Origin of the sequence: Streptomyces sp. NPDC050287, assembly GCF_044459385.1 — a bacterium.
Taxonomy (GTDB): Bacteria; Actinomycetota; Actinomycetes; order Streptomycetales; family Streptomycetaceae; genus Streptomyces.
Genome location: NZ_JBITIY010000015.1, coordinates 163,470 through 178,991, shown reverse-complemented (window position 1 = coordinate 178,991; position 15,522 = coordinate 163,470). Strand labels below are relative to the sequence as shown.

The 15,522-nt window shown below is 71.0% G+C and carries 14 protein-coding genes; 12 read left to right on the top strand and 2 right to left on the bottom strand.

Annotated features, from left to right (window positions below):
* Window positions 1-16: 16 nt before the first annotated feature.
* Window positions 17-1,675 carry a hypothetical protein gene (locus tag ACIBK3_RS38540; protein WP_399372562.1) on the bottom strand — a complete coding sequence of 553 codons (1,659 nt, stop codon included), beginning with the start codon at window positions 1,673-1,675 and terminating at the stop codon, window positions 17-19.
* A 248-nt stretch (window positions 1,676-1,923) separates the two neighbouring features.
* Entirely contained in the window at window positions 1,924-4,122 is a 2,199-nt protein-coding gene (locus ACIBK3_RS38535; protein WP_399372655.1) for an elongation factor G-like protein EF-G2, read from the bottom strand.
* Window positions 4,123-4,381: 259 nt separating this feature from the next.
* Between ACIBK3_RS38535 and pgsA the strand changes: the two genes are divergently transcribed.
* The 12 genes from pgsA (at window position 4,382) to secD (ending at window position 15,522) form a co-directional block, all read left to right on the top strand.
* Entirely contained in the window at window positions 4,382-5,110 is a 729-nt protein-coding gene (gene pgsA / locus ACIBK3_RS38530) for a phosphatidylinositol phosphate synthase (RefSeq protein ID WP_399372654.1), read from the top strand.
* Complete coding sequence (locus tag ACIBK3_RS38525; protein WP_399372561.1) at window positions 5,107-6,027, top strand: phosphatidylinositol mannoside acyltransferase; 921 nt, start codon at window positions 5,107-5,109, stop codon at window positions 6,025-6,027. The genes pgsA and ACIBK3_RS38525 overlap by 4 nt, the downstream gene beginning before the upstream one ends.
* Window positions 6,024-7,193, top strand: a complete 1,170-nt coding sequence (locus ACIBK3_RS38520) for a glycosyltransferase family 4 protein (protein ID WP_399372559.1) — start codon at window positions 6,024-6,026, stop codon at window positions 7,191-7,193. Before ACIBK3_RS38525 ends, ACIBK3_RS38520 begins: the two co-directional genes overlap by 4 nt.
* A gap of 195 nt (window positions 7,194-7,388) precedes the next feature.
* On the top strand, window positions 7,389-7,931 hold the full coding sequence (locus ACIBK3_RS38515; protein ID WP_399372558.1) for a hypothetical protein: 543 nt from the start codon (window positions 7,389-7,391) through the stop codon (window positions 7,929-7,931).
* A 187-nt stretch (window positions 7,932-8,118) separates the two neighbouring features.
* Window positions 8,119-8,967: a pyridoxal 5'-phosphate synthase lyase subunit PdxS gene (gene pdxS / locus ACIBK3_RS38510; RefSeq protein ID WP_399372653.1), complete on the top strand. Its 849-nt coding sequence runs from the start codon at window positions 8,119-8,121 to the stop codon at window positions 8,965-8,967.
* Between the two features lie 8 nt (window positions 8,968-8,975).
* Window positions 8,976-9,587, top strand: coding sequence for a pyridoxal 5'-phosphate synthase glutaminase subunit PdxT (gene pdxT / locus ACIBK3_RS38505; RefSeq protein WP_399372556.1), 612 nt, complete (start codon window positions 8,976-8,978; stop codon window positions 9,585-9,587).
* A gap of 48 nt (window positions 9,588-9,635) precedes the next feature.
* Entirely contained in the window at window positions 9,636-10,388 is a 753-nt protein-coding gene (locus tag ACIBK3_RS38500; protein WP_399372555.1) for a YebC/PmpR family DNA-binding transcriptional regulator, read from the top strand.
* Between the two features lie 173 nt (window positions 10,389-10,561).
* Window positions 10,562-11,110, top strand: coding sequence for a crossover junction endodeoxyribonuclease RuvC (gene ruvC / locus ACIBK3_RS38495; protein WP_399372554.1), 549 nt, complete (start codon window positions 10,562-10,564; stop codon window positions 11,108-11,110).
* The gene (gene ruvA / locus ACIBK3_RS38490) at window positions 11,107-11,712 is read left to right on the top strand and encodes a Holliday junction branch migration protein RuvA (RefSeq protein ID WP_399372552.1); all 606 of its coding nucleotides are present in this window, start codon (window positions 11,107-11,109) and stop codon (window positions 11,710-11,712) included. Before ruvC ends, ruvA begins: the two co-directional genes overlap by 4 nt.
* Window positions 11,713-11,787: 75 nt before the next feature.
* Window positions 11,788-12,882 carry a Holliday junction branch migration DNA helicase RuvB gene (ruvB, locus tag ACIBK3_RS38485; protein WP_399372550.1) on the top strand — a complete coding sequence of 365 codons (1,095 nt, stop codon included), beginning with the start codon at window positions 11,788-11,790 and terminating at the stop codon, window positions 12,880-12,882.
* A gap of 174 nt (window positions 12,883-13,056) precedes the next feature.
* On the top strand, window positions 13,057-13,575 hold the full coding sequence (yajC, locus tag ACIBK3_RS38480) for a preprotein translocase subunit YajC (protein WP_399372549.1): 519 nt from the start codon (window positions 13,057-13,059) through the stop codon (window positions 13,573-13,575).
* 129 nt (window positions 13,576-13,704) lie between these two features.
* Complete coding sequence (gene secD, locus ACIBK3_RS38475) at window positions 13,705-15,522, top strand: protein translocase subunit SecD (RefSeq protein ID WP_399372548.1); 1,818 nt, start codon at window positions 13,705-13,707, stop codon at window positions 15,520-15,522.

Below are 15,522 nucleotides of genomic sequence, written 5' to 3'. Positions count from 1 at the left end.
CTCGCTGCCGAAGGCCCTACGCGTCGTACAGGTCCGCCTTCGTCGGCGGGGTGTCCTGCACCGCCGTGCTGAGGAACGCCGACCGGGTGCCGAACTTCTCCGTGTCCACGCCGTTCTCCGTCAGTACCCGGATCGCCGCCGCGTGCACCACCCGCAGGACCGGCGTCGCGGCACGCAGCGCGTCGTCGGCCATGAAGCGGTGCCGCCACGGCTTGTCCGCCCAGGCGTGCCGCAGTCCGAAGGGTTCGGGGAGCGTGAGGCTGCCGCCGAGCCAGTTGAGCAGCGGGGGGTACCAGGTCAGGGGTGCCCGGGCCGTCAGCCGTACCACCTCGTCCGCGTCGACCAGCGGAAGCTTCACCTTCCGGGTCTCCCAGAACTTCAGCGACTTCGCGACTTCCTTCTCCTTGGCCGCCGGCTTCGTGGTGAACAGCCCGTGCACCGGCCCCAGCGCGTGCCCGGTCACCTCGATGCGCAGGGTCTCGTGCAGCACGGTCACCGTGATCAGCATGGTGATGACCAGCTGCCCGTCCCACAGCGTCCACTGCACGCCCAGGTAGTGCCGGTCGCCCGCGCCGAACTGCTGCTTGTTGCAGATGTCCTGTATGGCGTGCGTCTTGACCTGGTACGCCTCCACGTCCGTGCCCTCCGGCCGGGACACCTCCTTCGCCATCTCCGCCACGGGGGTCACGACCCAGTGGCGTATCGACGGCTTCGGGAAGCCTCCGGTGTTCAGCGGGCCGCGCTCCAGCATGCGCAGCTGGTCGTGGATCGCGCGTATGACGTCCCAGCTGCGGAACGGGTGGATCTCACGGGTGGGGTCGGCGGGGAGCAGGTCCTCGGCGAGCTGCCAGATGCCCCAGCGGGTGCCCATGCCGAGTATGCCCTTGGGCCCGGCGTAGAAGACCGAGTTGGACTGCTGCTCGGCGCTCAACCTGGCGAGGGACTGGCGCAGTTGCTCGGCAGCCGTCTGCTTCGGGCTGGTCGGCACCGCCTCGGGCACCTTCGCCCCGATGCTGCTGCCGGACAGCAGGCTGTCCCAACGACCCCGCAGGTCCCTCGCCGTGCGCTCGCAGATCTGCTTGGCCCAGAACCAGCCGACGACCGGCAGGACCACCGCCGCGCGCGCGTACCAGGCCCAGAAGCCCGAGAACGGCATCTTGACCAGGAAGATCACGGCGAGGGCGCCCACCCCGACGAGCAGTGCGGTGGCCAGGGCGCCGGCCCTGCCCTCCTGTTTGGCGATCGTGGTACGGATCTGGAAGACCAGCAGCCAGATGAGCAGCCCGGGCAGGAACAGCAGCCCGCACAGCACCATGACGACGGTGAGCCGGTTGTCCCGTTCCCTGCGGATGTTGTTCGCCGCGAGGCAGTGCTCGACCACGACCTGCGGCTCGGCGCCGAAGGACTGGATGAGCGGCTTGCGGTCGGCCCCGAGCATGCGGGCTATCACGGCGGTGGAGAAGGCCTCGCCCAGGTTGGGGCGGAAGATCCTCGTCCACGTGCGGCCGCCCGAGACGGCCGACTCGTGCCACTCGTTGTTGGCTTTGAGAACCTCCTCCACCGAACTGTCCCGATAGGCCGCCGAGGCCAGCGCGAACGTCGCCGTCTGGTCCCCGTCGCCCGTACGCGGCACCTGCGGACCGAAGATGTCCGCGTAACCGCTCCCAACGGTCATTCCCGCCCCCGATCGCCGCGAGTCCTGCTCCTGCGGCCTTCCCGACTTCCGTGCTCCGCACACCTGTTGATCAGGTCATCAGCGTATCCGCAGGCAGTGACATCCGTCGGCGGACGCCTCAACTGCCCTCGGCGTGCGCCCCCACTGCGGCCGGCGCACGCCCCGACACGCGTCGGCGGACGGCCGAAGCCGCCCGCCGACGCGGAGGGGAGCGTTCCGTCAACGTCACTGGTGGGGCCCGTCACCGGCTAGGCGGCGCTGCCCGCCTCTTCCCGGATCCTTTCGGCGATCTGCGGCGGCATCGGCTCGTGCCGCGCGTACGAACGGCTGAAACGGGCCGTGCCGTGCGACAGCGAACGCAGGTCGACCGCGTACCGGCCGATCTCGATCTCGGGCACCTCGGCCTTGATCAACGTCCGCCCGCCACTGGTCTGTTCGGTGCCCAGCACCCGGCCGCGCCGCCCGGACAGGTCGCTCATCACGGCGCCCACGTAGTCGTCGCCGACCAGGACACTGATCTCGGCGACCGGTTCCAGCAGATGGATCTTCGCGTCGGCCGCCGCCTCCCGCAGCGCCAGCGCCCCGGCCGTCTGGAACGCGGCGTCGGAGGAGTCCACCGAGTGCGCCTTGCCGTCCAGCAGCGTGACCCGGAAGTCGATGAGCGGATAGCCGGCCGCCACTCCCTTGGCGGCCTGGGCCCTGACGCCCTTCTCCACCGACGGGATGAACTGGCGCGGCACCGCCCCGCCGACGACCTTGTCCACGAACTCGATGCCCGAACCGCCCGGCAGCGGCTCCACCTCGATCTCGCAGATGGCGTACTGCCCGTGCCCGCCGGACTGCTTCACGTGCCGGCCGCGGCCCGCCGTCCTCGTCGCGAACGTCTCCCGTAGGGAGACCTTGTGCGGGACGACGTCGACCTGGACGCCGTAGCGGCTGCGCAGCCGTTCCAGGGCGACGTCCGCGTGTGCCTCGCCCAGGCACCAGAGCACCACCTGGTGGGTGTTCTGGTTCTGCTCCAGCCGCATGGTCGGGTCCTCGGCGACCAGCCGGGACAGGCCCTGGGACAGTTTGTCCTCGTCGGCCTTGCTGTGCGCCTGGATGGCCAGCGGCAGCAGGGGGTCGGGCATCTCCCACGGCTCCATGAGCAGCGGGTCGTCCTTGGCCGAGAGCGTGTCCCCGGTCTCCGCGCGGCTCAGCTTCGCGACGCACGCGAGATCACCGGCGATGGCGTGGGCCAGCACCCGCTGCTGCTTGCCGAAGGGAGCCGACAGGGCGCCGATCCGTTCGTCGACATCGTGGTCCTCGTGGCCGCGGTCGCTGAGCCCGTGCCCGGAGACATGGACCGTCTCGTCGGGACGCAGGGTGCCCGAGAAGACCCGTACCAGCGAGACACGGCCCACATACGGGTCGGACGAGGTCTTCACGACCTCCGCGACCAGCGGACCGTCCGGATCGCACAGCTTCAGCTCGCGCGGCTCGCCGTCCACCGTGGTGACCCGGGGCGCCTGCCGCTCCAGCGGGGTCGGGAAACCGCCGGTGATCAGCTCCAGCAGCTCGACCGTGCCGAGTCCCGCGCGGGCACCCTCCGCCGCGGGGGCGGCGGCCAGGACCGGGAAGAAGACCCCGCGCGCGACGGCCCGCTCCAGGTCCTCGATCAGCGTCTTGACGTCGACCTGCTCGCCGCCGAGATAGCGGTCCATGAGGGTCTCGTCCTCGCTCTCCGAGATGATCCCCTCGATCAGCCGTCCGCGGGCCTCCTCGATCAGCGGCAGCTGGTCCTCGCCCGGCTCCGACTCCTTGCGCTCCCCGGAGGAGTAGTCGAACAGCTGCTGCGACAGCAGCCCGATCAGCCCGGTCACGGGCGCGTGCCCGTCCGGTGCCTGCGGGCCGCGCAGCGGCAGGTAGAGCGGGAGTACGGCGTCGGGGTCGTCGCCGCCGAAGGCCTCCGCGCAGATCCGGGTCATCTCCTCGAAGTCCGCGCGGGCGGCCTCCAGGTGCGTGACGACGATCGCCCGCGGCATACCGACCGCCGCGCACTCCTCCCACACCATGCGGGTCGAGCCGTCCACGCCGTCCGAGGCGGAGACGACGAAAAGGGCCGCGTCCGCCGCTCGCAGACCGGCCCTGAGTTCTCCGACGAAGTCGGCGTATCCGGGGGTGTCGAGGAGGTTGATCTTGTACCCGCCCCATGGGACGGGGACCAGGGAGAGCTGCACCGAGCGCTGTTGCCGGTGCTCGATCTCGTCGTAGTCGGAGACGGTGCCGCCGTCCTCCACGCGGCCCGCCCGGTTCACTGCCCCCGACGCCAGCGCGAGGGCTTCCACCAATGTCGTCTTGCCCGAACCGGAGTGGCCGACCAGCACCACATTCCGTACGGACGCGGGGTGGTCGGCCGCCGTTGCCCTGCCGGCGGCTCCGGGGTGTGCGTTCGCCTTGTCGCCCATGGCCTTGCCTCCCGTGCACGGTGAGGTCACTGTGGGCGCGGACACGCGGACCCTCCCCCGAACTGCGTCCGAGGGCACCCCCAGCGGTGACGGCTCCGGCGACGCCCGCGGTGTTCTTCGAGCTTTCCACTCCCGTCACGGTGCGTCCATACGAAGGACGCGATCGCGCCGCCCCCCCCGGCCGGTCGCGGGCCGTCCGCCCGATCCCGGGACCGGGGTGCGGGTGCCCGGCCGTCACCTACGCGCGCGCGTGGCTACGATGGGCCAGCCGGTGGCCAGCAGGGGCCGCCCGGCCACACCGACCCTCGGGAAGGCCATGCTGAACAAGTACGCGCGTGCATTCTTCACGCGTGTCCTCACACCGTTCGCCGCGTTTCTCATCCGGCGGGGCGTCAGCCCCGACACGGTGACCCTCCTCGGCACCGCCGGTGTGGTCGCGGGTGCGCTGGTCTTCTACCCCAGGGGCGAGTTCTTCTGGGGCACGGTCGTGATCACGCTCTTCGTGTTCTCCGACCTCGTCGACGGAAACATGGCCCGCCAGCTCGGCCGCTCCAGCCGCTGGGGCGCCTTCCTGGACTCCACGCTCGACCGGGTCGCCGACGGCGCGATCTTCGGCGGCTTCGCCCTCTGGTACGCGGGAAGCGGCGACGACAACGTCCTGTGCGCGGTCTCGATCTTCTGCCTGGCGAGCGGCCAGGTGGTGTCGTACACCAAGGCGCGCGGCGAGTCGATCGGCCTGCCGGTCGCCGTCAACGGCCTCGTCGAGCGTGCCGAGCGCCTGGTGATCGCCCTGACCCTGGCGGGCCTCGCGGGACTGCACAAGTTCGGTGTGCCCGGCATCCAGTACCTGCTGCCGGTCGCCCTGTGGATCGTGGCCGTCGGCAGCCTGGTCACGCTGATCCAGCGGGTCGTCACGGTCCGCCGCGAGTCCGCCGAGGCGGAAGCTGCCGCCCAGCAGGAGACGCGGGGGAGCGAGGCCGCGAAGTGAGCGCCCAGGAGCGGGTCACCGACGCGCTGTACGGCCTGGGCTGGGGCGTGGTCAAGAAGCTGCCCGAGCCGGTCGCCGTCCGCCTCGGCCGCGGCATCGCCGACCTCGCCTGGAAGCGGCGCGGCAAGGGCGTGCGGCGGCTGGAGAGCAACTACGCGCGCGTGGTGCCGGGCGCGGGCCCCGAGCGCCTCGCCGAGCTCTCGCGCGCGGGCATGCGATCGTACCTGCGCTACTGGATGGAGTCCTTCCGGCTGCCCGCCTGGAGCCCGGACCGCATCAAGGGCGGCTTCGACCCCAAGGACGTGCACCACCTCACCGAGGGTCTCGCGGCCGGCAAGGGCGTCATCCTCGCGCTGCCGCACATGGCCAACTGGGACCTCGCCGGCGCCTGGGTCACCACCGCACTCCGCACGCCGTTCACGACGGTCGCCGAACGCCTCAAGCCCGAGACGCTGTACGACCGTTTCGTCGCCTACCGCGAGGGCCTCGGCATGGAGGTCCTGCCGCACAGCGGCGGCACCGCCTTCGGCACGCTGGCCCGGCGGCTGCGCGACGGCGGCCTGGTCTGCCTGGTCGCCGAACGGGACCTGTCCTCCTCCGGGGTCGAGGTCCGGTTCTTCGGGGAGGCCACCCGGATTCCGGCCGGCCCGGCGCTGCTCGCCCAGCAGACCGGCGCGCTGCTGCTGCCGGTGACACTCTGGTACGACGACTCACCCGTCATGCGGGGCCGGGTGCATCCCCCGGTCGAGGTCCCCGAGTCAGGTACCCGGGCCGAGAAGACGTCTGTCATGGCACAGGCGCTGGCCGATGCCTTCGCCACGGGGATCGCCGACCATCCGGAGGACTGGCACATGCTGCAGCGATTGTGGCTCAAGGACCTCGATCCCGCGCGCTCTCCCGACGGGGGGACCGCGTGAGGATCGGTATCGTCTGCCCGTACTCCTGGGACGTGCCGGGGGGCGTGCAGTTCCACATCCGCGATCTCGCCGAGTACTTCCTCCGCCTGGGCCACGAGGTGTCCGTCCTCGCCCCCGCCGACGACGACACCCCGCTGCCGCCGTACGTCGTCTCGGCCGGCCGCGCGGTGCCGGTGCCGTACAACGGCTCGGTGGCCCGGCTCAACTTCGGCTTCCTGTCGGCGGCCCGGGTCCGGCGCTGGCTGCACGACGGCGGCTTCGACGTCATCCACATCCACGAGCCCACCTCGCCCTCGCTCGGCCTGCTGGCCTGCTGGGCCGCGCAGGGCCCGATCGTCGCCACCTTCCACACCTCCAACCCGCGTTCCCGGGCCATGATCGCCGCGTACTCCATCCTCCAGGCCGCACTGGAGAAGATCAGCGCCCGGATCGCGGTGAGCGAGTACGCGAGACGCACCCTGGTCGAACACCTCGGCGGCGATGCGGTGGTGATCCCGAACGGCGTCGATGTCGACTTCTTCGCCCGGGCCCAGCCCCGTCCCGAGTGGCAGGGGGACACGATCGGCTTCGTCGGACGCATCGACGAGCCGCGCAAGGGCCTGCCGGTGCTGATGAAGGCCCTCCCGAAGATCCTCGCCGCGCGTCCGCAGACCCGGCTGCTGGTCGCCGGACGCGGGGACGAGAAGGAGGCCGTGGAGTCGCTGCCCGCCGATCTGCGCCCGCGGGTGGAGTTCCTCGGCATGGTCAGCGACGAGGACAAGGCCCGTTTCCTGCGCAGCGTCGATCTGTACGTCGCCCCCAACACCGGCGGTGAGAGCTTCGGCATCATCCTGGTCGAGGCGATGTCCGCCGGCGCCCCGGTGCTCGCCTCGGACCTCGACGCCTTCGCCCAGGTCCTGGATCAGGGCGCGGCGGGCGAGCTGTTCGCCAACGAGGACGCCAACGCGCTGGCGGAGGCCGCCGTACGGCTTCTGGGGGACCCGGAGCGGCGGGCCGGGCTGCGCGAGCGCGGCAGCGCGCACGTACGCCGGTTCGACTGGTCGACGGTCGGCGCGGACATCCTGTCCGTGTACGAGACGGTGACGTCCGGCGCGGCGGCGGTCGCCCCGGAGGACGACGAACGGACGACGGGCCTGCTGGCGCGGCTGGGGCTGGCGCGGGACTGAGCGGCACCACTGACGGCTCTCGTGCTCGCGTACGGGCCCTGCGCGCTCGTACAGGCCCCTTCGCGCGGCTTCCCGGCGTCCTGGCCCCGCCCCAGGCCTCCCGAGCCGACGCTCCGGGCCAAGGGCGCATCGCGTCCTCGGCCCGGTCGGTTCCGGGTCGGGAGGTTCCGCCGGGCACGGGTAGCCTTGCGGCCCGTGACGTCGACACTCATCTGGATCGCGGTGGCCCTGGTCGCGATCGGTCTGTATCTGAGCTGGACCGCGGGCCGGCTCGACCGGCTGCACGCCCGGATCGACGCGGCGCGCGCCGCCCTCGACGCGCAGCTGCTGCGCCGCGCCTCGGTGACCCAGGAACTGGCAACCTCCGCGGTGCTCGACCCGGCCGCGTCCATCGTCCTGTACGAGGCCGCCCACGCCGCCCGCCAGGCCGAGGAGGAGCAGCGGGAGGTCGCCGAGAGCGAGCTGAGCCAGGCACTGCGGGCCGTGTTCGCCGAGACCGCGCAGGTGGAGGCGGTACGGGCGGCACCCGGGGGAGAGGCGGCGGCCCGCGAACTGACCGAGGCGGTGCGCAGGGTGCCGATGGCCCGGCGCTTCCACAACGACGCCGTGCGGGCGGCCCGGGCACTGCGCCGGCATCGCAAGGTGCGCTGGTTCCGGCTGGCGGGACACGCGCCCTTCCCGCTCGCCTTCGAGATGGACGACGAGCCGCCCGCGGCCCTGTCCGACCGACCGGCTTAGGCCACTTTCACAGGCCGACGGCCGGAAAACGATCCACCGGCTTCCCATTGGCCCTTGATGTGGCCTGCTCCTCTCCCGTTTCCTCAGTGCTGCAGCAACCCTCTTTCACCGAGTGAGGTCACCCGTGTCCACCACGCTTTCCGACAACCAGGCTCCCGAGACCGGCACCGCCCGCGTGAAGCGCGGCATGGCCGAGCAGCTCAAGGGCGGCGTGATCATGGACGTCGTCACGCCGGAGCAGGCGAAGATCGCCGAGGACGCGGGCGCCGTCGCCGTGATGGCCCTGGAGCGCGTTCCCGCAGACATCCGCAAGGACGGCGGCGTGGCCCGTATGTCCGACCCGGACATGATCGAGGGCATCATCGAGGCCGTCTCCATCCCGGTCATGGCCAAGTCCCGCATCGGCCACTTCGTCGAGGCCCAGGTGCTGCAGTCCCTCGGCGTCGACTACATCGACGAGTCCGAGGTCCTCACCCCGGCCGACGAGGTCAACCACTCCGACAAGTGGGCGTTCACCACGCCCTTCGTCTGTGGTGCCACCAACCTGGGCGAGGCCCTGCGCCGCATCGCCGAGGGCGCCGCGATGATCCGCTCCAAGGGCGAGGCCGGCACCGGCAACGTCGTCGAGGCCGTGCGTCACCTGCGCCAGATCAAGAACGAGATCGCCCGCCTGCGCGGCTACGACAACAACGAGCTGTACGCCGCCGCCAAGGAGCTGCGCGCCCCCTACGAGCTCGTGCGCGAGGTCGCCGAACTCGGCAAGCTCCCGGTCGTGTTGTTCTCCGCCGGTGGCGTCGCCACCCCGGCCGACGCCGCGTTGATGCGTCAGCTCGGCGCCGAGGGCGTCTTCGTCGGCTCCGGCATCTTCAAGTCCGGCGACCCGGCCAAGCGCGCCGCCGCCATCGTCAAGGCGACCACCTTCTTCGACGACCCGAAGATCATCGCGGACGCGTCCCGCAACCTCGGCGAGGCCATGGTCGGCATCAACTGCGACACCCTCCCCGAATCCGAGCGCTACGCCAACCGCGGCTGGTAACCCACCCCATGAGCGACGAAGCCCCTGTCATAGGCGTCCTGGCCCTCCAGGGCGACGTACGGGAGCACCTCATCGCCCTGGCCGCGGCCGACGCCGTGGCCAGGCCGGTGCGGCGCCCCGAAGAACTCGCCGAGGTCGACGGCCTGGTCATCCCCGGCGGTGAGTCCACCACCATCTCCAAGCTGGCCGTCCTGTTCGGCGTGATGGAGCCGCTCCGCGCGCGCGTGCGGGCCGGCATGCCCGTCTACGGCAGCTGCGCGGGCATGATCATGCTCGCCGACAAGATCCTCGACCCGCGCTCGGGTCAGGAGACCGTCGGCGGCATCGACATGATCGTGCGCCGCAACGCCTTCGGACGTCAGAACGAGTCCTTCGAGGCGGCTGTCGACGTGCGGGGAATCGCGGGCGATCCTGTGGAAGGCGTCTTCATCCGCGCCCCCTGGGTCGAGTCCGTCGGAGCCGGGGCCGAGGTGCTCGCCGAGCACGCCGGTCACATCGTCGCGGTCCGCCAGGGCAACGCGCTCGCCACGTCGTTCCACCCGGAACTGACCGGCGACCACCGCGTGCACTCCCTGTTCGTCGACATGGTGCGCGCCAACAGGACAGCGGAGTCCTTGTAGGATCTCTGGGGTTCGTACAGAGACGGGTTACGCGAAGGAGACAGGCAGATGTCCGGCCACTCTAAATGGGCCACGACGAAGCACAAGAAGGCCGTGATCGACGCCAAGCGCGGCAAGCTCTTCGCGAAGCTGATCAAGAACATCGAGGTCGCGGCACGCATGGGCGGCGTGGACCTCGACGGCAATCCGACGCTGTACGACGCCGTGCAGAAGGCGAAGAAGTCGTCGGTGCCCAACAAGAACATCGACTCGGCGATCAAGCGCGGCGGTGGTCTTGAGGCCGGTGGCGCCGACTACGAGACGATCATGTACGAGGGTTACGGCCCGAACGGCGTCGCGGTGCTCATCGAGTGCCTCACCGACAACCGCAACCGCGCCGCCTCGGACGTCCGCGTCGCCATGACCCGCAACGGCGGCTCGATGGCCGACCCCGGCTCGGTGTCGTACCTCTTCAACCGCAAGGGCGTCGTCATCGTCCCCAAGGGGGAGCTGACCGAGGACGACGTCCTCACCGCCGTCCTGGACGCGGGCGCCGAGGAGGTCAACGACCTGGGCGAGTCCTTCGAGGTGCTCAGCGAGGCCACCGACCTGGTCGCCGTCCGCACCGCCCTCCAGGACGCCGGGATCGACTACGACTCCGCCGACGCCAACTTCGTCCCGACCATGCAGGTCGAACTGGACGAGGACGGCGCCAGGAAGATCTTCAAGCTGATCGACGCACTCGAGGACAGCGACGACGTGCAGAACGTCTTCGCCAACTTCGACGTCAGCGACGAGGTCATGGAGAAGGTCGACGCGTAACGCTGCCGCCTGTCGCGCCGCGATCTGAGCGGACCAAGCGGACCAAGCGGACCAAGCGGCTCAACGGGCCGACGGGACACACCCCGTCGGCCCGTCGCTTTGCCGGGCGTTGCCGGCGGTCGTTGTCGGTGGCACCGGATAGCCTGCACAAACAGGCGATCGAAGGAGGGGGCGTGCGCGTACTGGGGGTCGACCCGGGACTGACCCGATGCGGCGTCGGTGTGGTCGAGGGCGTCGCGGGGCGCCCGCTCACCATGCTCGGCGTCGGTGTCGTACGGACGCCCGCGGACGCCGAGTTGGGGCAGCGCCTCGTCGCCGTCGAGCAGGGCATCGAGGAGTGGATCGAGGAGCACCGGCCCGAATTCGTCGCCGTGGAGCGGGTCTTCAGCCAGCACAACGTCCAGACCGTGATGGGCACCGCGCAGGCCAGCGCGGTCGCCATGCTCTGCGCCGCCCGCCGCGGCATCCCGGTCGCCCTGCACACGCCCAGCGAGGTCAAGGCCGCCGTCACGGGCAGCGGCCGCGCCGACAAGGCCCAGGTCGGCGCGATGGTCACCCGGCTGCTGCGGCTGGCCGCGCCGCCGAAGCCCGCCGACGCCGCCGACGCCCTCGCCCTCGCCATCTGCCACATCTGGCGCGCCCCCGCCCAGAACCGGCTCCAGCAGGCGGTCGCCCTGCAGGCGGCCAGAGCCCCGATCACTCCGAAAGGCCGTACGACATGATCGCCTTCGTCAGCGGCACGGTCGCCGCACTCGCTCCCGACGCCGCGGTGATCGAGGTCGGCGGTGTCGGCATGGCCGTCCAGTGCACGCCGAACACGCTGTCCACGCTCCGGCTCGGCCAGCCGGCCAAGCTCGCCACCTCCCTCGTCGTACGGGAGGACTCACTGACCCTGTACGGCTTCGCGGACGACGACGAGCGCCAGACCTTCGAGCTGCTCCAGACCGCGAGCGGCGTCGGTCCCAGGCTCGCCCAGGCGATGCTGGCCGTGCACACGCCGGACGCCCTGCGCCGGGCCGTCGCCACCGGGGACGAGAAGGCGCTCATGGCGGTCCCCGGCATCGGCAAGAAGGGGGCCCAAAAACTCCTGCTGGAGTTCAAGGACCGCCTGGGCCGGCCGATCGGCGCCCCCGCCGTGGGTGCGGCGATCAGCACGGGATGGCGCGATCAGCTGCACGCCGCGCTGATCGGCCTCGGATACGCGACGCGTGAGGCCGACGAGGCCGTCAACGCGGTCGCACCGCAGGCAGAGGCCGCCGGGGGCACGCCCCAGGTGGGCCAGTTGCTGAAGGCGGCCCTGCAGACGCTCAACAGAGCGCGCTGACCCGGCCGGCCGCTGCAGCGAACGGCGCCCACCTCCTCGTACGACCAACCGACCGCGAACCCCGAGGCACACTCCATGAACTGGGACGACCCGACCGACAGCCCCGCCGAAGAGCGGCTCGGCGGCCCTGCCGCGGAGCGGCTGGTGGACTCTGTCGCCGACCGTGAGGACCAGGCCGTCGAGGCCGCCCTGCGCCCCAAGGACCTGGACGAGTTCATCGGACAGGAGAAGGTCCGCGAACAGCTCGACCTCGTGCTGCGCGCCGCCCGGGCACGGGGGGCGACAGCAGATCACGTCCTCCTCTCCGGTGCGCCCGGCCTCGGCAAGACCACCCTGTCGATGATCATCGCGGCCGAGATGAACGCCCCGATCCGCATCACCAGCGGCCCCGCCATCCAGCACGCCGGTGACCTGGCCGCGATCCTTTCCTCCCTCCAGGAGGGAGAGGTCCTCTTCCTCGACGAGATCCACCGCATGTCCCGGCCGGCCGAGGAGATGCTGTACATGGCGATGGAGGACTTCCGCGTCGACGTCATCGTCGGCAAGGGCCCCGGTGCCACCGCCATCCCCCTCGAACTGCCGCCCTTCACCCTGGTCGGCGCCACCACCCGCGCCGGCCTGCTGCCGCCCCCGCTGCGCGACCGCTTCGGCTTCACCGCGCACATGGAGTTCTACGAGCCCGCCGAACTGGAGCGCGTCATCCACCGCTCGGCCCACCTGCTCGACGTGGAGATCGGGGCCGACGGCGCCGCCGAGATCGCCGGCCGCTCCCGCGGCACGCCCCGGATCGCCAACCGCCTGCTGCGCCGGGTGCGGGACTACGCCCAGGTCAAGGCCGACGGGATCATCACCCGCGACATCGCGGCGGCCGCGCTGAAGGTCTACGAGGTCGACGCCCGAGGCCTCGACCGTCTCGACCGGGCGGTCCTGCAGGCACTGCTCAAGCTGTTCGGCGGCGGTCCCGTCGGCCTTTCCACGCTCGCTGTCGCGGTGGGGGAGGAGCGTGAGACCGTGGAGGAGGTCGCCGAACCGTTCCTCGTCCGGGAGGGCCTGCTCGCCCGTACCCCGCGCGGCCGGGTGGCCACGCCCGCCGCATGGGCGCACCTCGGTCTCACCCCGCCCCGCTCGGCGGCCACCGGAAACGGACAACAGGACCTGTTCGGGACGTGACCCGGCCGTGACCGCGCACGCATTGGCCGGAGCAGGAACCCCGGTGCCATGCTGAGCGTTGTTCCATGCGCGCGGACTCGCTTAGACTCCGCCGATGCCGCCTTTGTCGGCGGTATGCACACCCCCAACCATCAGGCCGCTCACACCGCGGTCGCGTGAAGGAAGTACCGACCCGTGAGTCTCGTGACCCTCCTCCCGTTCATCGTGCTCATCGGGGCCATGTTCCTGATGACCCGCTCGGCCAAGCGCAAGCAGCAGGCGGCCGCGAACATGCGGAACGAAATGCAGCCCGGTAGCGGCATCCGCACCATCGGGGGCCTGTACGCGACGGTGAAGGAGGTCAACGAGGACACGGTCCTCGTCGACGCCGGTCCCGGCGTCGAGCTCCTCTTCGCGAAGAACGCCATCGGTGCCGTGCTGACCGACGACGAGTACAACCGCATCGTCCACGGCATCGAGCACGACCTGAAGTCCGACTCCGACGTCGTCCCGGACGACGCCTCCTCCCTCACCGAGACCGACGAGCCCGCCGACGCTGCCGCCGCCTCCGACGACAAGCCCGTCGACCTTGGTAAGAAGGACGCGGCCGAGGAGCCTGCCGACGCCCCGGCCGACACCGAGGCCGCCGAGGCCGCCGAGGCGAAGACGGACGAGGAGCCGAAGAAGACCGGCGGCGACTCCGAGGCGAAGTAGCGCACCCCCAGGCGCACGGGCCTCCGTGCGTCTGCGGACCCTGCGCGGCTCGCACGGGATCCCGACACCATGTCATGGCCGCCCGCCCGCCGATCCGGCGCGAGGCGGCCCGAGAGGGAGTACGAGAAGGTGGCAGCACCTAAGAAGGGCCGGAGCGCGAGTGCCCAGAGCAAGCCAGGGCGCTCGCTGGCCCTCATCCTGATCGCCATCGCGGCGCTCACCGGCGGGATGTTCTGGTCCGGGCACACCACCCCGCGACTGGGCATCGACCTCGCCGGCGGGACGAGCATCACGCTGCGGGCGGTCTCGGAGCCGGGCCAGGAGTCCGCGATCAACAAGACCAACATGGACACCGCGGTCGAGATCATGAACCGCCGGGTCAATGGTCTTGGTGTCTCGGAGGCCGAGGTCCAGACCCAGGGCTCCAAGAACATCATCGTCAACATCCCCAAGGGCACGAACTCCAAGGAGGCCCAGGACCAGGTCGGCACCACCGCGAAGCTGTACTTCCGGCCGGTCCTCGCCACCGAGGTCTCCGGCGCCGCCGCCACGGGGAGCCCGTCGCCGAGCGCGTCCGGCAGCGCCTCGAGCGGCGACAAGGCCACCGGCAAGTCGACCGACAAGTCGACCGACAAGGCCACCTCGTCCTCGTCTCCCAGCAGCTCCACCACCCCCTCGGCGACCTCCACCTCGCAGGGCCGCGCCGTCACCGACGCGCTGAAGGCCGACGCCACCCCGTCCGCGAACGCCTCCGGTTCCCCCACCGCCTCGGGTTCCGCGAAGGCCTCCGCCTCCCCCTCGGCGAGCGGCGGCGCGGGTGACGCCACCAGCAAGCTCCAGGCCCAGTACGCCGCGCTGGACTGCACCAAGCCCACGCAGCGCGCCAAGGCCGGCAAGACCGCCAAGCCCACCGACACCACCGTGGCCTGCGGCCAGAACGCGCAGGGTCAGTGGCAGAAGTACGTCCTGGGCCCCGCCGCCGTGGACGGCACCGACGTCGACAAGGCGCAGGCCGTCTTCAACACGACGACCGCCGCCGGCTGGACCGTCACCATGGACTTCACGGACAAGGGCTCCAAGAAGTTCGCCGACATCACCGGCCAGCTGGCCAAGAACCAGTCCCCGCAGAACCAGTTCGCGATCGTCCTCGACGGCGAGGTCGTCTCCGACCCGTACGTCCGCCAGGCGCTGACCGGCGGCAACGCGGAGATCTCCGGCAGCTTCAGCCAGGACGAGGCCCAGAGCCTCGCCAACATGCTGAAGTACGGCGCGCTGCCGCTGACCTTCAAGGAGGACAGCGTCACCACGGTGACCGCCGCCCTCGGTGGTGAGCAGCTGCACGCCGGTCTGATCGCCGGCGCCATCGGCCTCGCGCTGGTCATCCTGTACCTGGTGGCGTACTACCGCGGCCTGTCGCTCGTCGCGATCGCCTCGCTGCTGTGCTCGGCCGCTCTCACGTACGTGATCATGGCGCTGCTCGGCCCGACCATCGGCTTCGCGCTGAACCTGCCGGCTGTCTGCGGTGCCATCGTCGCCATCGGCATCACAGCGGACTCGTTCATCGTGTACTTCGAACGGGTCCGGGACGAGATCCGCGAGGGACGCACGCTGCGTCCTGCCGTCGAGCGGGCCTGGCCGCGCGCCCGGCGCACCATCCTGGTCTCCGACTTCGTGTCGTTCCTCGCCGCCGCGGTGCTCTTCATCGTCACCGTCGGCAAGGTCCAGGGCTTCGCCTTCACGCTCGGCCTGACCACCGTGCTCGACGTCGTCGTGGTCTTCCTCTTCACCAAGCCGTTGCTGACGCTCCTGGCCCGCCGGAAGTTCTTCGCGAGCGGCCACAAGTGGTCGGGCCTGGACCCGAAGGCACTCGGCGCCAAACCCCCGCTCCGCCGCACGCGCCGTCCCTCCTCCCCTGCCGCTGGCCCTGTCGACCCGAAGGAGGCGTGA